Consider the following 15,689-nt stretch of genomic DNA (forward strand, 5'->3'; position numbering starts at 1 on the left):
CGATACACTTTTTTTCGCCAAACTGTTTTTCTCACGGTGAGAAAAATTCCCCGTTTACTATACAAGAGCAGCTTTCACTGAAAATATATGTATTTCAGGTAGCAGAAGAATCCGATTAGCACGCCTGTTTTTCTTTCCTTCTAACCAAATCAACTTTTCCACCTTTTGAAACAATACATTTTTCGATGTTGTCTTCTGATGGGATATTGAACATTGCTTCTTTCAGAATCCTTTCCAGGATACCCCTTAAACCTCTTGCACCTGTTTTCTTTTTGATTGTCTCTTTGGCAATTTCTTTTAATGCTTCTGGTGTGAACTCTAATTCTACACCATCATACTTAAAGATTTCCTTATACTGGTTAACGATACAATCTTTTGGTTCAGTAAGGATTTTCATCATTGCCTCTTCATCCAGTTCATCAAGTGAGACGACAACCGGAACCCTTCCGATAAATTCTGGAATGAAGCCATACTGCACAAGGTCTTCCGTTGTAACAAGCTTTAACGCTTCCCCGATTTCTTTTTCTTTTTCTTTCTCTACGTTTGAACCGAACCCGATAGCAGTATTTTTTGTCGCTGTCCTTTTATTGACGATTTCTTCCATGCCTGGGAAGGCTCCTCCGCAAATAAATAAAATATTCTCTGTATTTACCGGAATGCATCTTTCATTCGGATTCTTTCTTCCGCCTGACTGTGCAACGTTTGCAGTAGTGCCTTCAATCAGCTTCAGCAGTGCCTGCTGGACACCTTCCCCAGACGGGTCTTTCGTAAGACTTGCCCCGACATTGGATTTTGCAATCTTATCAACCTCGTCAAGAAAGATGATTCCATGCTCGGCCTTATCAACATCTCCATCTGCAGCCTGAATCAATTTGAGAATTACATTCTCAACGTCATCACCCACGTAACCTGCCTCGGTGAGAGAGGTGCAGTCAGCGATTGCAAATGGCACATCAAGCATTTTGGCGATGGTCTGGGCTAATAATGTTTTTCCACTTCCAGTTGGACCCATAAGAAGAATGTTGCTCTTGTTAATCTTTACATCAGAATCAATATCCATTCGTTTATAATGATTATACACAGCAATTGACATCGCAATTTTTGCGTCATCCTGACCAATGATGTATTTATCAAGTTCATGTTTCATCTCTCTTGGTGTCATCCTTCTGCCTTTCTTATTTGCAGAAATGTTTTCAATGTTTTTATATGTTTTACCGTATAAAATCTTAACGCATTCTTCACAGATAAGGCATCCATTAAGAGAAGAGCGATAAGCACGTTTTGGTTTTATAATTTCTTCTCCGCAAAAGTTACATACCGGTTTATTATTTGACTGCATAGTTTTTACCTCCATTGTTTTCTACTTTTACTATGCAGATTTTTTGATTTACTAAAAAAATTTGCGGAAATATTTTTTCTCACCGATTTTCTCACGGTGAGAAACTTGGTAAAAGAAAATCTTTGTTTTTGATAGCTCAGCCTTACGGCTTCGCTACCAAGTCTTGCAGAGGCTGAGTACAGAGAATAAAATTAAGTTTTCTCACGGTGAGAAAAACAATCTCATAAGCATTACCTTCCTCGGTCTACTTCCTCAATCACACTTTTTACCTTCACAATCTTTGGTTTTGATTTTTCTGGATAAAGCCTCGGTGACTCCCCGCTCTGGTTAGAAGTAGTTTCTGCTCCGGAATTCTCATCCATGCCGGAAACATCTTCTGCTTCTTTTTCTTCATCCTCTTCCAGCTCCAGACCAAAATCTTCCTCCTCATATTCTTTATCCGGCTCAACGCCTGAAGCAGTAGCAGTGTCCCCTGCCTTCTTCTGACGGTACGCGGCAAGCCTTTCTGCTGCCTGTCGTCTCTGTTCTTCAGTCATAACTCTTTTTTTCTTCTTCATAGAAAGCAATTCTCTTGGTGCTTCATATATTTTTGATACTACTTTTCCATTTACTTTTCCTACCTCGATTACTTTCCATGCTTCAGATTCTGCTACATATTTATCAAGCCTTCGCATAATATGATATTCAGTTGTAAATATCTGCATTTTTTTTGAATTTCCTGACATACAGATATGAGTTTCTCTTTCATCTTTATTTCTTTCTATAGCCATATTTTTTTCTCCTTTAAAAAAAATAAGTATTCAGTCATCTACAATATGCTGAATACTCACCTTTTTTTGTTGTTTTTTTTCTTTTTCTCACGGTGAGAAATTTATCGACGGGTGAAAAAACTGCGGTCGCCTTCGATAACTCCCCGACTTTGCCGGAGTCGTTACCAAGCCTCGTAGAGGCTGACAAGCGAAGCCGTAAGGCTGAGTACAGAGAATAAATATGATACCTCCCCGGCTTTGCCGGCGTCGGTACCAGAGCACGCTTGATAACTCGCCTGCCTCGCAGGACTCGTTGCCTAACTTCGAACAGGGATTCAAACCCGCGTGCGAAGTTAAAGTTAAAACCGGAACCTTTGACCAGCGGACGACTTTTCGTCGGCCGGGGGCTTCCCGTTCTCCGTTAATCTCAATCCGGCAAAGGCTTCAGCTTTATCGTGAATCTGAATAAAATTGATATTTTTTAATGCTTTTTTATTGATTTTCTTTATTTTTTATCATATAATTTATTTAATCAAAATATTAAACTATAAAATACATTTTACAGAATAGGAGAATAGTTGTGAGAAAAGGAATAGTCTTATCATCTATTTTTGAAAAGGGTGGAACAGGGAAATCAACTATCACATACAATCTCGCTTATTATTTAAGCCAAAAATATAAAGTACTTGTCATTGACCTCGACGGACAGTCTGCTGACATTACATACTTCATGCTCGGAGAAGATAAGCTGAAATCCAGAGACAGTATGAAAACAATAAAATCCGTTTTTGAAAATTCAATGACTCTTGACAATGTAATTCTCACAGTCAAAGATAATCTTGATTTAATTCCAGCCAACACATATGTAACAGACTTATCACCGGCATACAAGACATCTGTTTTTAAAAATATCATACGGCGGCTTAAAGAAGAATATGATTTTATATTTATAGATGTCTCACCGAGCCCGAATCATGGTCACGTATTATGCCTGAGTGTAACAGACTACCTTATTCCAATTACCGTACTTGATGCTGCTTGTATAACTGCATTAATGTCTCTCGATGAGAGCGTATATGAGGTACAGGATGCATCAAATCCGAAACTGAAATATTTGGGCATCGTAGTCAATAAATATGATAATAGAACAAACATCTCAAAAACTGTACTAAACCAATTAAATAGGCTCACCAAGGAACTTGGGACTTCTATTTTTAAAACAAAAATTCATCAGAATGTAAGCCTTAGCGAGCAAACTCTTTTTCATCAAAGTATTTTTGAATACTTAACACGCAACAAGGCTGCCGCAAAAGCAGCAAAAGAATATGCCTCTCTTGCGGAAGAAATTTTATCACGTATATCCCAAATAGAAGGAGATGAGCTTAATGTCTAAAGATTTATTCGCCAATATGGATGAACCATCATTCACAAGGAGAAAGTTTCCTCAGCTGGAAGAGGAGAAGAGGGAAGCAGAACTCATTGAGCAGGCAAAGGAAAATAATAACTTAATCACTCTGCCTATTACACAGCTTGTCATGGACCCCGACAATGAATCTATTTTTGGTAAAATAGAGCTTGGTTCAATCGTCAACTTTTCTTCTGAAATTGAGCATAATGGGTTCAAAGGTGCTATCATGGCTTATCCAATAGATACAGATGATGGAAAAAAATATCAGATTGAATCCGGACATCGTCGTTTTCTTGCTGCGAAAGAGGCCGGGTTGGAAGAATTACCTGTTATTGTAACAGAACCTCCGCTATCTGACACCGAAAGAAAAATCCGCTTAATTGATATGAATATGCAGAACCGTGACTTAAAGCCCTCAGTTTTAGCAAATGTTGCTTCTGTGCTGCTGGATAATATTACAGCAGAAGAAGAGAAGGATGGCATGCCTGCAAAAAAAGATTTAGTTTATGGACTTGTTGCCAGAAAAATGAATACTTCTCCGAAGACGATATACAGATATCAATCTTTGAACAAATTGATTCCCAAGCTCAAAGAATTTGCAGACGAAGGGGTGTCCTGGACAGCTTTAACCCAGGCAGCGAAATTGCCGGAAGATAAGCAAGAATTAATAGCACTGGCCATATCAAACGAATTAGTAGAAAATCAAGCCGAAAATATAACAAGACCTTGGATTATTTCTTTAATCGCAAGGACATCTGGACAAACCGACGAGCCAAAGTCAAAGACTATAGTAAGAAGCAGGAGCGGTGCAAAGATTATTTCCAAATGTGCAAAGGATTTTGACTATATCTTCAGCGGAAATGCTACATTCAAGGATTCTGAAAAGAAGCAGGCGTTCGACGATTTAGTGGAATTGCGTGATAAACTCAATAAAAAGATATCAGAACTTGGTAACGAGATATTCTAATTTTTTTCATATTTTCTCACGGTGAGAAAACGAAAAAAGAAGAGAAGAGGAGTATGCATCCTTTTCTCTTCTTTCTTTTACGCTTGGTCCCTATTTAATAAAGCCCTTTCATACTCATCAAAATTATAATCTCGCTGATGAAAATTATTAAATTTATTTTGTTTTTTACCATTTTCTTTTTTAACCGGCAAATCGTAATTTTCTTTGATAGCCTTAATCATAAATCCGACTAAATTATCAATAGCATTAGTAGAAGAGGAGGCTACCATATATGCCTTTTCAATTTTTTGAATATCATATTCCGCAGCTTTGCATATAACACCTATGTCATCATACGACAATTCTTCTTTTATAAGTGTTTTAACTTTAAAGAAAAGTTCAAATTGTTCCTCCTGGCTTAACTGCGATTTGCTCTTCTTAGTTGCTTCTGTTTTTTTCTCTTCTTCATTTTCTTTATTTCCGAGTTCCACAAAAAAAGTAATCGCGTAAACTTTTCCACCATGACCAGCCTTTTTAGGTTCATACGAAACAAATGTTCCGTTGTCCACTCTATTGATTTCTTTCACGGCAACCTCTATGACTTTCCTTCGGAACTCATACCAATCAGAAAAGCTTTTTTCCGTTGCCTTTTCTACAGCTTTATCATAATCAGGAGTAGGAGAGCCAGCCAGCACTTTCTGCACCGCGCTAGTCTCTGCATTTACGACGCCTAACGACAGCTTTAATTCAGACAATCCAATTTCTATTTTATAATGTCCTTTTGTCGCCTCTTTTTTAGTATATTTTGCTACACCAGGTTTTTTCTTATTATAGCATTCTGATAACAATATTTCATGCAAACGAAGTGCATAAACACTATTATATGAAAGTATGACAGGGAGGTCTAGCATTGTAAACGGGGCCTCTTGTGTTAAATATTTTTTCAATTCATAATTAAACTTTACGGTAAAAGTACCTTTTTTATATTCAGACATTGAAATTAATGATATGTATTTGAATGTTTTTATATCATCATTTACAAAACCAATCGTCCTAGATGTCATAGCCGCTGCTGCTTTATTTAATTGTGTATAAAAACTTCCTCCAGATACTCTCAATAACTCTCTGAGTTCTGCAGCCTTCATCGAACAAACTAATCCCCCAGTTTCGCCTTCATCGTTATATTGCCGCTTCTGTAGTTTTGAGAGAACAATGTTTAACAATTTTTGCTCCATTAATGAAGCCTTGTATTTACTATCTATTAATGTATTTGACTTTGAAAACAGGTCTCCATGACATTCATATAATACATCTGTGTTTTCTTCTTTTTTTCTCAATTTGTCACACTCCAATTTAGACTGGATTTTCTCCAAAATGAACGGTAAACTAATAGATATTATATCAGCGCATGCCAAAAAAAGCAACCAAAACTCCAAAATGAACGGTAAAGGCTCTTACCGTCCAAATATGGAGCGTACATTTTATTCTTTGGGCGACTCCACATTTAGACGTAAAAAAAACTCCATATTCAAACGGAAGTAATTTACTATCCCGTTCAAATATGGAGTAAATTTTGTATTTGATATTTTTTTTGACCGTCCAAATATGGAGTTTATAGATTAGATTTCTCTGAAAATTAACATATAACCATATACACTCCATATTTAGACGGGATAGACAAGCTTAATCATGTCGACATATTTATTTTACTTCTTCAAAATATTAAATTACCGCTTTGTAAACGTAATCCATGGGATTTTTCATGGATAAACGATACGTAATGTGTACTATTTTTTGTTTCTTTATTCTTGATATAAAAAGCTCCATATTTGAACGGCTTTAGATTTTTACTTCCGTACAAAAAAGGAGCCCATCTATTATTTGTTATAAAAAATGCTCCATATTTGGACGGAATATTTTTTCAACTCCATTTTTAGACGGTTAAGCAATTGAATTTTTCTCCACATATGGCCGGGATACAATAACGAAAAGCTCTTATTCTGGACGGAAGTTACAAAATATCTATAAAAATACGGTTTTTGCGCCAGATTTATCCGCTAATTCCTCCAAAAAACTACCTTTTCATATCAGAAAAACAACTCCATTTTTAGACGGTTGTCGCTCCTTTATCATTTCGTAAGTTTATCCACATAAATACGTAAGTTCATCCGTAAATCTACGCTAAAAAGTCCTAGAAACCTTGCAAATAGCGGCATTTGTAGCATATAATAAATAAATGAAACTTATGTTGTTATTATATATAATAAAACAACCTCCATTTTTCAAAGTTCAAAAGAGTAGAAGAGTAGTGTCATACAAAAAACATATGACAAAAAGAGGGTATGCCTTTGTTGATAACTCGGGCTTACGCCTTCGTTACCAGAATAAATATAACCAAGCGGCTTTTGCCGCTGACAAACGAAGCCGTAAGGCTGAGTGTAGTGCACGAACGGGGATTCAGACCCACATGCGAAGTTAAGACCGGAACATTTGGCCCGCGGACGACTCTTTGTTGACCGGGAACTTCCCGTTCTCCGTTAAAACCATCGAGTTAAGTAATTATACTCGATACTTATCAAAAATACCACCTATGATTTTTTTAACTCAATAATCAGTGGCAGTATTTTTTACGAGAAATGGACGCTCTGGGACTCGAACCCAGGACCGACCGGTTATGAGCCGGTTGCTCTAACCAACTGAGCTAAGCGTCCATATAATTAATACTATATTTAATTTAACTTTAAATCCACTAATCCGGCTCATACCTTCCGGTTACTCGCCAAATCTGTGACTCTGTCACATCTTTTTCTTCGCACGCCTTCGGCGTTGAGCCGGTTGCTCTAACCAACTGAGAAAGCATGGTAACGGTGATTTTATGCAATGCCATAGGCTTTAAGTCATGTGCAAGATTGTTTTTATCTTGTTACATATATAGTATGCTGAATAAATATTGTTTTTGACGAAAAAAGAAAAAATATTTTATTTTTTTTGGTAACTCAGGCTTAGCGGGGCCCGTTACAGAACTCCGAACGTGGATTCTGGCTCACGTGCAAAGCTGAACACGAAAACTTTGATTCATGAAAGATACTACCATGTTACCAAAGGACGGAATACCGCGGCCAGGCTGGCCGTCGTGGAAGGATTGCTATAAGCGGTCCGACCCCGAACAGTCTGGTTGTCCATCGGTTCGGAGGTTGCTTGACGTGTGCGGGGAGTCAGAAACTCCGTCAACGCCTGGTGGCGGTGAACTTATGTTCAACGAATCATTACCGTCATTTTTCGGTTCCTCATTCAGCCACTGTATACAATCATCAAGAGCATCGTCGTAATTATTGAAGACACCTCAAGAAGGGGAATTATAAACGGCATCATATGTTTCTATAGGATTTTCCCAATCATAGTCTACGTCGAACTCGTAGGACTCATGCACCAACAACGGGGCCAGTTCCTCAACAGACATTTGCCGGATGCGGTCAAGATTTCGAATATGTTTCTTCCGTTCCAATTTTATTTTTCCTCCTTTTTTTTGCTTTTCGTTACGCTGCTTGACATGGTAATAGTAGTAAACAGTTGCAGATATATACTTTCCAAAGAAAAAATCATTTTTTATATTGTTTTTAAGCAAAAAAACATAACTTTGTCATAGCGTTATCAATAACATCATCATTTATTTATGGAAACTATATTTAGAAGCAGTGGTTTCTACATCTATACGACAAACCCAGATTTTTCAAATAGATGTATAGAAAAGGCCTGAAAATCACATATTTTTGTAATTTTTTAGCCTTTTCTTACAACCAAGCAGTCGCCGCATCTTGCGACAAGAAATTACCATTTTAGTTCTGAGAAATCTTTAATATATTTTTCTTCCCTGCCAAAGTCTTGTCTCATTTGGTCCACATACGCATTGTATTGCACAACCATTTGTGACTTTATTGTCTGTACTTTATCCAATAATTCCTGATTATCTGGATTATTTGTTTCAATCCCTTTTAATACATTGATGATATCATTTCCGAACACATATTCGTCGCATGCTTCAAGCAATTCTGACCAACAGCCTTGTTTTGCCTCAGGCAATCTTTCTTTATATGCAATATACAAAAAATCATCTTTGAATGTGTGGTTATGGAATGGGCCCGGTTCATATATCATATCCACGACACCTGCTGTCTCCATATATCCGTTCTTTTTGTAGTTAGAAATGCGTACATAACTTTTAGGCAAGTCTTCCGGTTTTATTTTTGTCTTCCGCCCGCTTTTCCATCCGGAGTATAAATAGCCTCCAGGAATCTCAAAGTGCATATACACAGATTTATCATGCCGTAGCCGCATTTCCTTTTCTTTTAAAAATTCCTTTGCAATTTTAAGATTTCCATTCGGCATTGTTCCTTTCACAGAAAACCTTATCCCGGGAAAATCTCCATTTTTATCTTTTGCGGATTCGGAAAACATTTGAAAAGCAAATCTGTCTTTTAATTCAGCGACAGTTTCTTTTGTGATTTCCCCGTATACTGTACATGGGATAAGCCTGTTTGCAGGGGCTTTTCCAACAGGCACTAGTGAATCGTAACTACAATTATAGAATTTGCTTGCAAATCTTCTTTTTGCCATGTTGAGCCCTCCTCCTACATTCTGCGTTATTTTTCGTTGTTCGTTGTCTCGGTTGTTTCATCTTGGATATCGAAACTTGAATAGTTTTCTTTCAGATAACCCGCCAATGTACTGATTAAGATGACTGTCATTACAAGCGCAAGCATCACTTTAAAAAATTGTTCCATTTGTGAGTTCAAAATTATCGCCTCCTTGTTGTCGTATGACCGGCTGTGCCGGCCTCTTCACATACAATATGCTGATTTTCTGCAAAAAAGGAAACGATGCTTTATCGTATCGGTTCTTCTCACGGTGAGAAGAACCGCATATAAAGATTACGCTGCGACCATCATTTTAGCCTCTACTACATCCGTTTTAAGAATACTTTTAATCGGGACCAGATATCCGGAAGCACCCTCTCCCATCTTTCTCCATGTCACCCTAAGTGATTTCGCCTTATCCTGGTCTGCCTCCATTTCAGCAATGAACGCTCTGAATTTTTTCGGGTCCAGTACAAATGCTTCACCTGTATGGTCTAACAGGTAAATGATATGGTCTGCCTTTGTTCTTGCAAAACAGCCCGGGTTTCTGTGTGAGAATTTCTCATAAGCCAGATTTCCCGTCCTGTGTGCCATAGTATCGGTTTTGATTTCAGCAGTGGACACATGGCCATCTGCATAAACGATTTCAAAATCAATATCATCATCGATTCCACGTCTTGTATTGCTAATATCTCTGACGTCTACAACGCTTTTATACTTTCTTAGATGTCTGGCAATACGCTCTTCGCCCTTTTTTCCGTAATCCAAATCACGTACAAAACTTCTTCCCTGAGTTTCCCATAATGTCTTTTCTTCTGCTTTCTTTGTCATAATACTTACAACTCCTTTTCGGTTCTTTTTTTGTTGTAAGTAATATGCTTAAAAACAAGGCAGGCGTGTTTTTTTGCGAGTTATTTATTCTACGGATTTCCTATAGGCATGTTTTTTCTCACGGTGAGAAAACGTCTGTGAAAAATCTATATTTCTGGCTGTGCTTCCGTTCACCAGCCTTTCCACTTTTTTCTTTTTATCCATATTTTTCATATTTCTTTTGACGATTTAATTCACAAACAACGAAAGGGGAAAATATTTTATGGAAATCTTAAAAGAACTGTTAAAGGAAAATGAAGCGATTTATGAGGTCACATGCTGTGCGAGCAAATCAACGTATATCATCGGACCTGTTGTTGAAGATATCAACCGAGATATTGATTTGTCCGGATGTATTGAAGAGACATTGCACAGAATGCTTGAAAACGGATGCCTGGATTCCGATATCTTCTGTGTACTGAGTGCAACAAAGGAAGATACAAAACAGGAGCAGCATGAAAGTGACTATAACATTGACCTTGGATATGTAATCTGCGACTTTTATCCGACTGGTATTGTTGAAACTGGAATCTGTTACGAGCAGCCGATGGTTGCTTATACAGTACATTATTGGGATACTGTATTATGCAAGAATTTTGCAGTTAAGGAAGATGCGACAGATGAAGAATTACTGCAGGTAATGGGTGACAAATTTGGATTCAATACAGAAGAATATATTGTCAATGATGTTCGTGATGATGGCACCTTGATTGGAGTGCAGGACGTACTTGACGATACGCTCTTGTTCGTTTTGAAGCGAAAATTCGAGGCAACAGCCAAAGACATCGCCGCATAAAAGCAATAAGCAGCGGGAACGATAATCTTTCCGCTGCTTTTTTTTTTTCTTTTCTTCTAGAACGCTATATGTTATTGTATCCTTTTTTCAGATGCTCTTTTGCGATAGCCAAAATGTCTTGTGGTGCGTTTCTTCCCTCTGCGTCATAGTATCTCTTAACCTGCCCCGGCCTGGCAATCAGTTTTGTTACCATCTTTCCGGTTCTCTGATTATGTACAACGATGATTCCGGTGTCTGTTACAGAATGGATTTCCGGCCCGTTTGGATGCCCTCTATCCACGACGAAACTATCCACAACATTTCCTTCGCCGATTACATCTGAAATCAGGGATTCTCTTGTATACCTGTTTTCTTTGTAGTGTTCGCTGACTATACATACCGCCTCCTGTACTGCTGCTTGTTTCCTGTGTCAGAGACAATATGCTGAAAAATGCAGTGTATTTTGCGACGACAAAACAAAACGCCGGCAGTAACTTGCCGGCGTTTCTCGTTCTCACTCCTCTCTTTTTCTGGCTATCTTGTTTCTTTTGCGCTTTTTAAAACGGCTCATCTACCACCAGCAGACCATATCCTTTTTCTTTTCGTTTATACAGAATGCTCAGCGTGTCATCACGGTCAGAGTCACGGAATACATAAAAATCATGGTCTGTATACTCCATTTCTACACAGGCTTCTTCTCTTGACATTACCTCTGCAGCAATCATCTTCTCGCGGTCAATCATCTTAACCATCTGCGCAGCGTCATATGTAGATGTGCATGCATCAGCTACCTCTGTAGCATCAGCCTCGCGGATGGTCTTACTGCCGGCTCTTTTTCTTCCTTTTTCCTTCATTTTTTTTACTCTCTCTGCTGCAATATCAACGGCATCATTCATTGCTTTATATAAGTCATCATCCGTAACTTCTGCCCTTACTACATTTCCATTGAACTTAACGGTAACCTCTGCCCTTTTTGCATTGATTTTTCCTTTTTTTGCAGACACCAGAACCGCGACAGAAGCATCGTCTCCAACCAGGCGTTCAATCTTTTTGATTTTTTCTTCTGCTGCGTCTTTAATCCCTTCTGTTAATGTAAAATTCTTTCCTGAAATTGTAAGTCTCATAAACGAGTCCTCCTTCGTATTTGTTTTTGTATATGTAGTATGCCGAAAAAACACGAATGGTTAATTTTTTTGCGAAAAAAAACTAAAAAAAAGAACAAGCACAAAAATGTACTTGTTCTTTTCTGTATAATTAGCAAAACCGCAGCTGTCCGCTTTCTTCGGTTGTGACTGGAGTCTCAGCCTTTATCAGCAACACAGCAGCATCGGCTTTCTTTGGCACAACGGTTTCAATGTTCTCTACTACCGGGACCATCTTTTTAGCCAATGCCATCAAGCGGAAATATTCAGCAGTTCCACCATCTTCCTTTTCGCTTGAAGCGTAGTTTCTGATAGCCGTTGACAACATTTCAAAAGAAACAAAACGGTATCTACTTATCGGGTTTCTATTTGACACATTTTCAAGAACATAAGGATTATCACCAGCATCAGGACGGTATGAAACGAATTCATAAACAATCCCATTGAGCCGGCATCCAACTCTGTATCCTTCTTCATTAAGACCCATATCCTTTAATACGGTCATCATGTCCGTATTTGCAACCTTCTTTGATTCGTTCAGGGTTGCAATACGTGCACGGATATCTCTTCTGGCCTCATTCACTGCTGCAGAAGACCTGATATCCTCTATACCGAGCATTTCTGCTTTATCTGCAAGCTCGTGAATCTCCTGGAGTGCTTCGCGAATCATCATGTTAACGCCGTCTTCAAATGGAACAGAAAACATATATCCTTTAAGGTCAGAGAACTCCGCCATTCCATTCTTGAGGCTTTTAAGGACATAATAAAAGCCCAGTTCATCCATAGCGCCCATCTCGTAAAAATCTGCCGGAAGTCCGTACGCCGGGCATACCTCCGCAAACATAGTCTTGTCTGTATCCTCAACGAATACCGGTCTTACTCTCTTCTTTGTTGTAAACATTTTACCCATAATAAGGCTCCTTTCTTTGTATCAAAAATTTTATACAAGTTTAATATGCAAAACGCACGGAGTCTTAAAAAAAGCAGCCGCACAACAGCCAGACAGTTTCTCATTGTTTTCCCATTGCTGCCTGCATGCTACGCCACTCTATTCCTACACCCAGCCTATTGCCAGTATTTGTGCTAGAGACAAACCAATATGGAGTGTATAAGTATTTTGTAATGGCTCAAATCTTCACATCTTTACTTGCTTTTCAAGCAAGTAAATCTGAAAGATTTAGAGCGTCGCTGAATAGGCTTACGCCTATTCGCTCCCAGTTTTTCATGCTGCGACATGCATGTAATTCTACGATGTTCTATTGGTTATTGGCTAACGCTCAGCAGTCAGTCGTATACACTAGGTATCTGGCATTTGTTTCGGTGAACTGGCGTTCACCTACACCAGACGCTGTGGCAGTCGTTAAGTTGCCGGGTTTTGTGTTTCACAACGTTTAACATACGAAAAAAGTAGCACTTTGTCGATAAATTTGAGCTTGCGCCATATGACCCCGGCAATAGGAGTGAGCTGAGCGGGTTGACATAGTTTCTCCTATGAAGGAATATGAAGAAAAAATAACTACAAAAAGAGTTATTTTTCCAGAAAAACTATGCCAATCCACACTCAGCCCACTCCAAAAAGTAATGACACCCGTATAATGAGTCGTTCGCCTCGCATATCATGACGGCTTTGAATAGTCGCTGTTATTAGCAGCGCATGCCTTATTGCAGTGAGTCTCACGACTCTCTGCGGATGTGGTCATATAAGTCACCTTATATTTTTCGCCGCCCCTCACATCCTTCACTTTCGTTCATTAAGCATGTTCAGGATACTTAACTTATGAGGAAGACATTCTTTTCTTCTCTGTTCTTCCGCATAGGTTAAGCATCCTCGGCATTCGCAGCAATTGCGTGCGAGCCCCCGCGTCCTACGTTTAACCCTATATTTATTTCTGAATATACGTGTTTTTCAACATCTAGACATTGCAACGTGTCCTTAGGCTTATTGAGGTACTGAAACGCGCCTTAACCCCTTTGGTGCCCCAGCTGATTCAAAGCCTTATCTGCTGGTCCCCGCCGACTTCTTGCCGCTCGGCCGTTCACTTAACGTTGTTTTAGTAATTGTTGATGATATCGTCCTTTTTGATTGATAACTCGCCGTTCCGGCTCGTAACCAAGCCTCGTAGAGGCTGACAAGCGAAACCGTAAGGCTGAGTGCAGTGCACGAACGGGGATTCTGACCCACGTGCGAAGTTAAAACCGGAATATTTGACCCGCGGACGACTTTTTGTCGGCCGGGGACTTCCCGTTCTCCGTTGATAAATTGTTATCCAGGAAAATATTGGTATTCTTTTGTTGCTATTTTTTCTTTCTTTTTTTTGGCAACAAAAAACACCCGTCAAATGCTGCATCTGCAGCACCCGTGGAATCCACGGCAATCCCTGCTGTATTACTACAGCAGCATCTCGTTTCTCATCACGCTCCGGTTCGTCCGTTTGCGCCCTGTACTGATAACAGGTGATGCCTCATGATTTTATTTTTTATTTAAAATCCCATAAAACCGCCGGTCTTATATGACCAGGTTGCAACGGAATCATGGTCTTCGTTAACGAGTTTCTTTTGCATCATTTTTTTGGTGCAATTCCAATATGCTAAATAAAATAAAAAAAAGTGCGAAAAATAAAAATATTTTTTTTTAAAAAATAAACACTGAAAAATATTCTATATAAAAAATAAAAAAGACGGCTTTTTGGGCCGTCTAAGCATGTTTTTTCTTATTTTGCAAAGGAAAAGATTAGCGCGATGATTCCAACTGTGAACCTCACATGACTTAAGTCACGTGCTTCAAGTAATGTGTCATGCCCCCTCTACCTTTTTAATCGGTAAAGCGCCCTGTCTCTGAATACGGTTTAAGCTTAGTAAGAGCATCCCGAAGAATGCTAAATCTCTGAATCTGACGAAACAGAGACCCATACAAAAACTAGAACATAGACAGGTGGGCAAATACATCTCTACGCTGCGGAAAGCTCTTTTGCAAGCGCCCGCAGTGTTGATAATGTACAGGAGGTTCTACGCCCAACGTCAGGAGCTTTTGCCTTTACGCGGGACTCTTCCGTCGCCGGAATAGATTTAAGGAGTTCACGGATAAAATATCTGGCGCCGATATTATAGCTGGCGCTCAGGTCGCAGTTATACTGCTTGCCTGTCGTGAACGTTGCAAGTGCATGGTTATTATCATCTCTGGCAACGCTTCCGCTTCCATCAAAAGCAAGAGCACTTGTTTTCCATGCACAGATTGTTGCAATCCTTATGCCGAGGAGGTGCGCCTTTTGTTCTACTTTCTCACGGATGATTCCGTGATTCCACATAGACAGTCTCTGCGCTTTACTTCCTCGCTTCTTGCATCCTTTGAAATCCAGATGCTCTATTACGATAGCATCTACGGACTGCTGGGATGCAAATTCTACGATTGCCGCTGATATTTTTTTCGCACGGTCTGCATTTAAGCGCTTTACATAAGCCCAAAGGCCTCTGGTGCTTTTTGGACCGTACTTGGACTGCTTACAGCGTGTTCTGTTCATCGCATGAATCATCCGGTCTTTGTCACTTGTAAAATCGATAAACTTTCTTGCAAGGATAGTTCCATCTGTTTTCATTATGCTACATACTGCGTCTGTATTGATTCCAAGGTCTACTGCACAGATAATCTGTTTTGCAATAGGTGTATCGCTTAAAATTACGGTTTCCGTAAAAGAAAATCTCAGATAGTACTTGTTATGTATTTTTTCTAATACAGGGGCGCTCTTATCTTCACAGGCTCCCCAGTATTTATTTATATAATTAATGTCAGTTCTTCTTAACTTAACAGGAGCCCATATCCAGTCCTTAT

General features: G+C 39.1%; 14 protein-coding genes and 1 tRNA gene. 3 read left to right on the top strand and 12 right to left on the bottom strand.

Features of this window, described 5'->3' with window-relative positions; translation table 11 throughout:
* Window positions 1-115 precede the first annotated feature (115 nt).
* Both clpX and AB5026_RS08760 read right to left on the bottom strand, forming a co-directional pair.
* The gene (clpX, locus tag AB5026_RS08755; protein WP_368213147.1) at window positions 116-1,354 is read right to left on the bottom strand and encodes an ATP-dependent Clp protease ATP-binding subunit ClpX; all 1,239 of its coding nucleotides are present in this window, start codon (window positions 1,352-1,354) and stop codon (window positions 116-118) included.
* Window positions 1,355-1,569: 215 nt separating this feature from the next.
* Window positions 1,570-2,109, bottom strand: coding sequence for a hypothetical protein (locus AB5026_RS08760; RefSeq protein WP_110103384.1), 540 nt, complete (start codon window positions 2,107-2,109; stop codon window positions 1,570-1,572).
* A 559-nt stretch (window positions 2,110-2,668) separates the two neighbouring features.
* Between AB5026_RS08760 and AB5026_RS08765 the strand changes: the two genes are divergently transcribed.
* Window positions 2,669-3,481, top strand: coding sequence for a ParA family protein (locus tag AB5026_RS08765; RefSeq protein ID WP_158526457.1), 813 nt, complete (start codon window positions 2,669-2,671; stop codon window positions 3,479-3,481).
* Complete coding sequence (locus tag AB5026_RS08770) at window positions 3,474-4,463, top strand: ParB/RepB/Spo0J family partition protein (RefSeq protein ID WP_195656963.1); 990 nt, start codon at window positions 3,474-3,476, stop codon at window positions 4,461-4,463. The genes AB5026_RS08765 and AB5026_RS08770 overlap by 8 nt, the downstream gene beginning before the upstream one ends.
* A 77-nt stretch (window positions 4,464-4,540) precedes the next feature.
* Here AB5026_RS08770 and AB5026_RS08775 read toward each other — a convergent pair whose 3' ends face one another.
* The 6 genes from AB5026_RS08775 to AB5026_RS08800 all read right to left on the bottom strand — a co-directional run bounded on the left by AB5026_RS08775 (window position 4,541) and on the right by AB5026_RS08800 (window position 9,907).
* On the bottom strand, window positions 4,541-5,779 hold the full coding sequence (locus tag AB5026_RS08775) for a replication initiation protein (protein ID WP_368213148.1): 1,239 nt from the start codon (window positions 5,777-5,779) through the stop codon (window positions 4,541-4,543).
* Between the two features lie 1,300 nt (window positions 5,780-7,079).
* Window positions 7,080-7,153: transfer RNA gene (locus AB5026_RS08780), tRNA-Ile, on the bottom strand.
* A gap of 632 nt (window positions 7,154-7,785) precedes the next feature.
* Window positions 7,786-7,947: a hypothetical protein gene (locus AB5026_RS08785; RefSeq protein ID WP_368213149.1), complete on the bottom strand. Its 162-nt coding sequence runs from the start codon at window positions 7,945-7,947 to the stop codon at window positions 7,786-7,788.
* Window positions 7,948-8,270: 323 nt separating this feature from the next.
* On the bottom strand, window positions 8,271-9,056 hold the full coding sequence (locus tag AB5026_RS08790) for a hypothetical protein (protein ID WP_368213151.1): 786 nt from the start codon (window positions 9,054-9,056) through the stop codon (window positions 8,271-8,273).
* Window positions 9,057-9,082: 26 nt separating this feature from the next.
* The gene (locus tag AB5026_RS08795; protein ID WP_158526460.1) at window positions 9,083-9,235 is read right to left on the bottom strand and encodes a hypothetical protein; all 153 of its coding nucleotides are present in this window, start codon (window positions 9,233-9,235) and stop codon (window positions 9,083-9,085) included.
* A gap of 135 nt (window positions 9,236-9,370) precedes the next feature.
* Complete coding sequence (locus AB5026_RS08800; RefSeq protein ID WP_368213153.1) at window positions 9,371-9,907, bottom strand: hypothetical protein; 537 nt, start codon at window positions 9,905-9,907, stop codon at window positions 9,371-9,373.
* Between the two features lie 262 nt (window positions 9,908-10,169).
* Here AB5026_RS08800 and AB5026_RS08805 point away from each other — a divergent pair, with 262 nt between their 5' ends.
* Window positions 10,170-10,742, top strand: coding sequence for a hypothetical protein (locus AB5026_RS08805; protein WP_368213154.1), 573 nt, complete (start codon window positions 10,170-10,172; stop codon window positions 10,740-10,742).
* Window positions 10,743-10,806: 64 nt separating this feature from the next.
* Here AB5026_RS08805 and AB5026_RS08810 read toward each other — a convergent pair whose 3' ends face one another.
* The 4 genes from AB5026_RS08810 to AB5026_RS08825 form a co-directional block, all read right to left on the bottom strand.
* Entirely contained in the window at window positions 10,807-11,037 is a 231-nt protein-coding gene (locus tag AB5026_RS08810) for a hypothetical protein (protein WP_265191160.1), read from the bottom strand.
* A 241-nt stretch (window positions 11,038-11,278) separates the two neighbouring features.
* A complete protein-coding gene (gene raiA / locus AB5026_RS08815) occupies window positions 11,279-11,845 on the bottom strand; it encodes a ribosome-associated translation inhibitor RaiA (RefSeq protein ID WP_195567656.1) in 567 nt (188 codons plus the stop codon).
* 130 nt (window positions 11,846-11,975) lie between these two features.
* A complete protein-coding gene (locus AB5026_RS08820) occupies window positions 11,976-12,773 on the bottom strand; it encodes a hypothetical protein (RefSeq protein WP_173734402.1) in 798 nt (265 codons plus the stop codon).
* A gap of 2,038 nt (window positions 12,774-14,811) precedes the next feature.
* Window positions 14,812-15,689: IS200/IS605 family accessory protein TnpB-related protein (locus AB5026_RS08825; RefSeq protein WP_368213156.1), on the bottom strand; the 878-nt coding region annotated here is incomplete at its 5' end.

Source organism: Blautia sp. RTP21359st1_E11_RTP21359_211015, assembly GCF_040910705.1.
Lineage (GTDB): Bacteria > Bacillota > Clostridia > Lachnospirales > Lachnospiraceae > Blautia_A > Blautia_A fusiformis.

What these genes read in the sequence shown, in the direction of transcription:
- clpX (WP_368213147.1), bottom strand. Translation starts at nt 1,354, where the DNA reads ATGGAGGTAAAAACTATGCAGTCAAATAATAAACCGGTATGTAACTTT.
- AB5026_RS08760 (WP_110103384.1), bottom strand. Translation starts at nt 2,109, where the DNA reads ATGGCTATAGAAAGAAATAAAGATGAAAGAGAAACTCATATCTGTATG.
- AB5026_RS08770 (WP_195656963.1), top strand. Translation starts at nt 3,474, where the DNA reads ATGTCTAAAGATTTATTCGCCAATATGGATGAACCATCATTCACAAGG.
- AB5026_RS08790 (WP_368213151.1), bottom strand. Translation starts at nt 9,056, where the DNA reads ATGGCAAAAAGAAGATTTGCAAGCAAATTCTATAATTGTAGTTACGAT.
- AB5026_RS08800 (WP_368213153.1), bottom strand. Translation starts at nt 9,907, where the DNA reads ATGACAAAGAAAGCAGAAGAAAAGACATTATGGGAAACTCAGGGAAGA.
- AB5026_RS08805 (WP_368213154.1), top strand. Translation starts at nt 10,170, where the DNA reads ATGGAAATCTTAAAAGAACTGTTAAAGGAAAATGAAGCGATTTATGAG.
- raiA (WP_195567656.1), bottom strand. Translation starts at nt 11,845, where the DNA reads ATGAGACTTACAATTTCAGGAAAGAATTTTACATTAACAGAAGGGATT.
- AB5026_RS08820 (WP_173734402.1), bottom strand. Translation starts at nt 12,773, where the DNA reads ATGGGTAAAATGTTTACAACAAAGAAGAGAGTAAGACCGGTATTCGTT.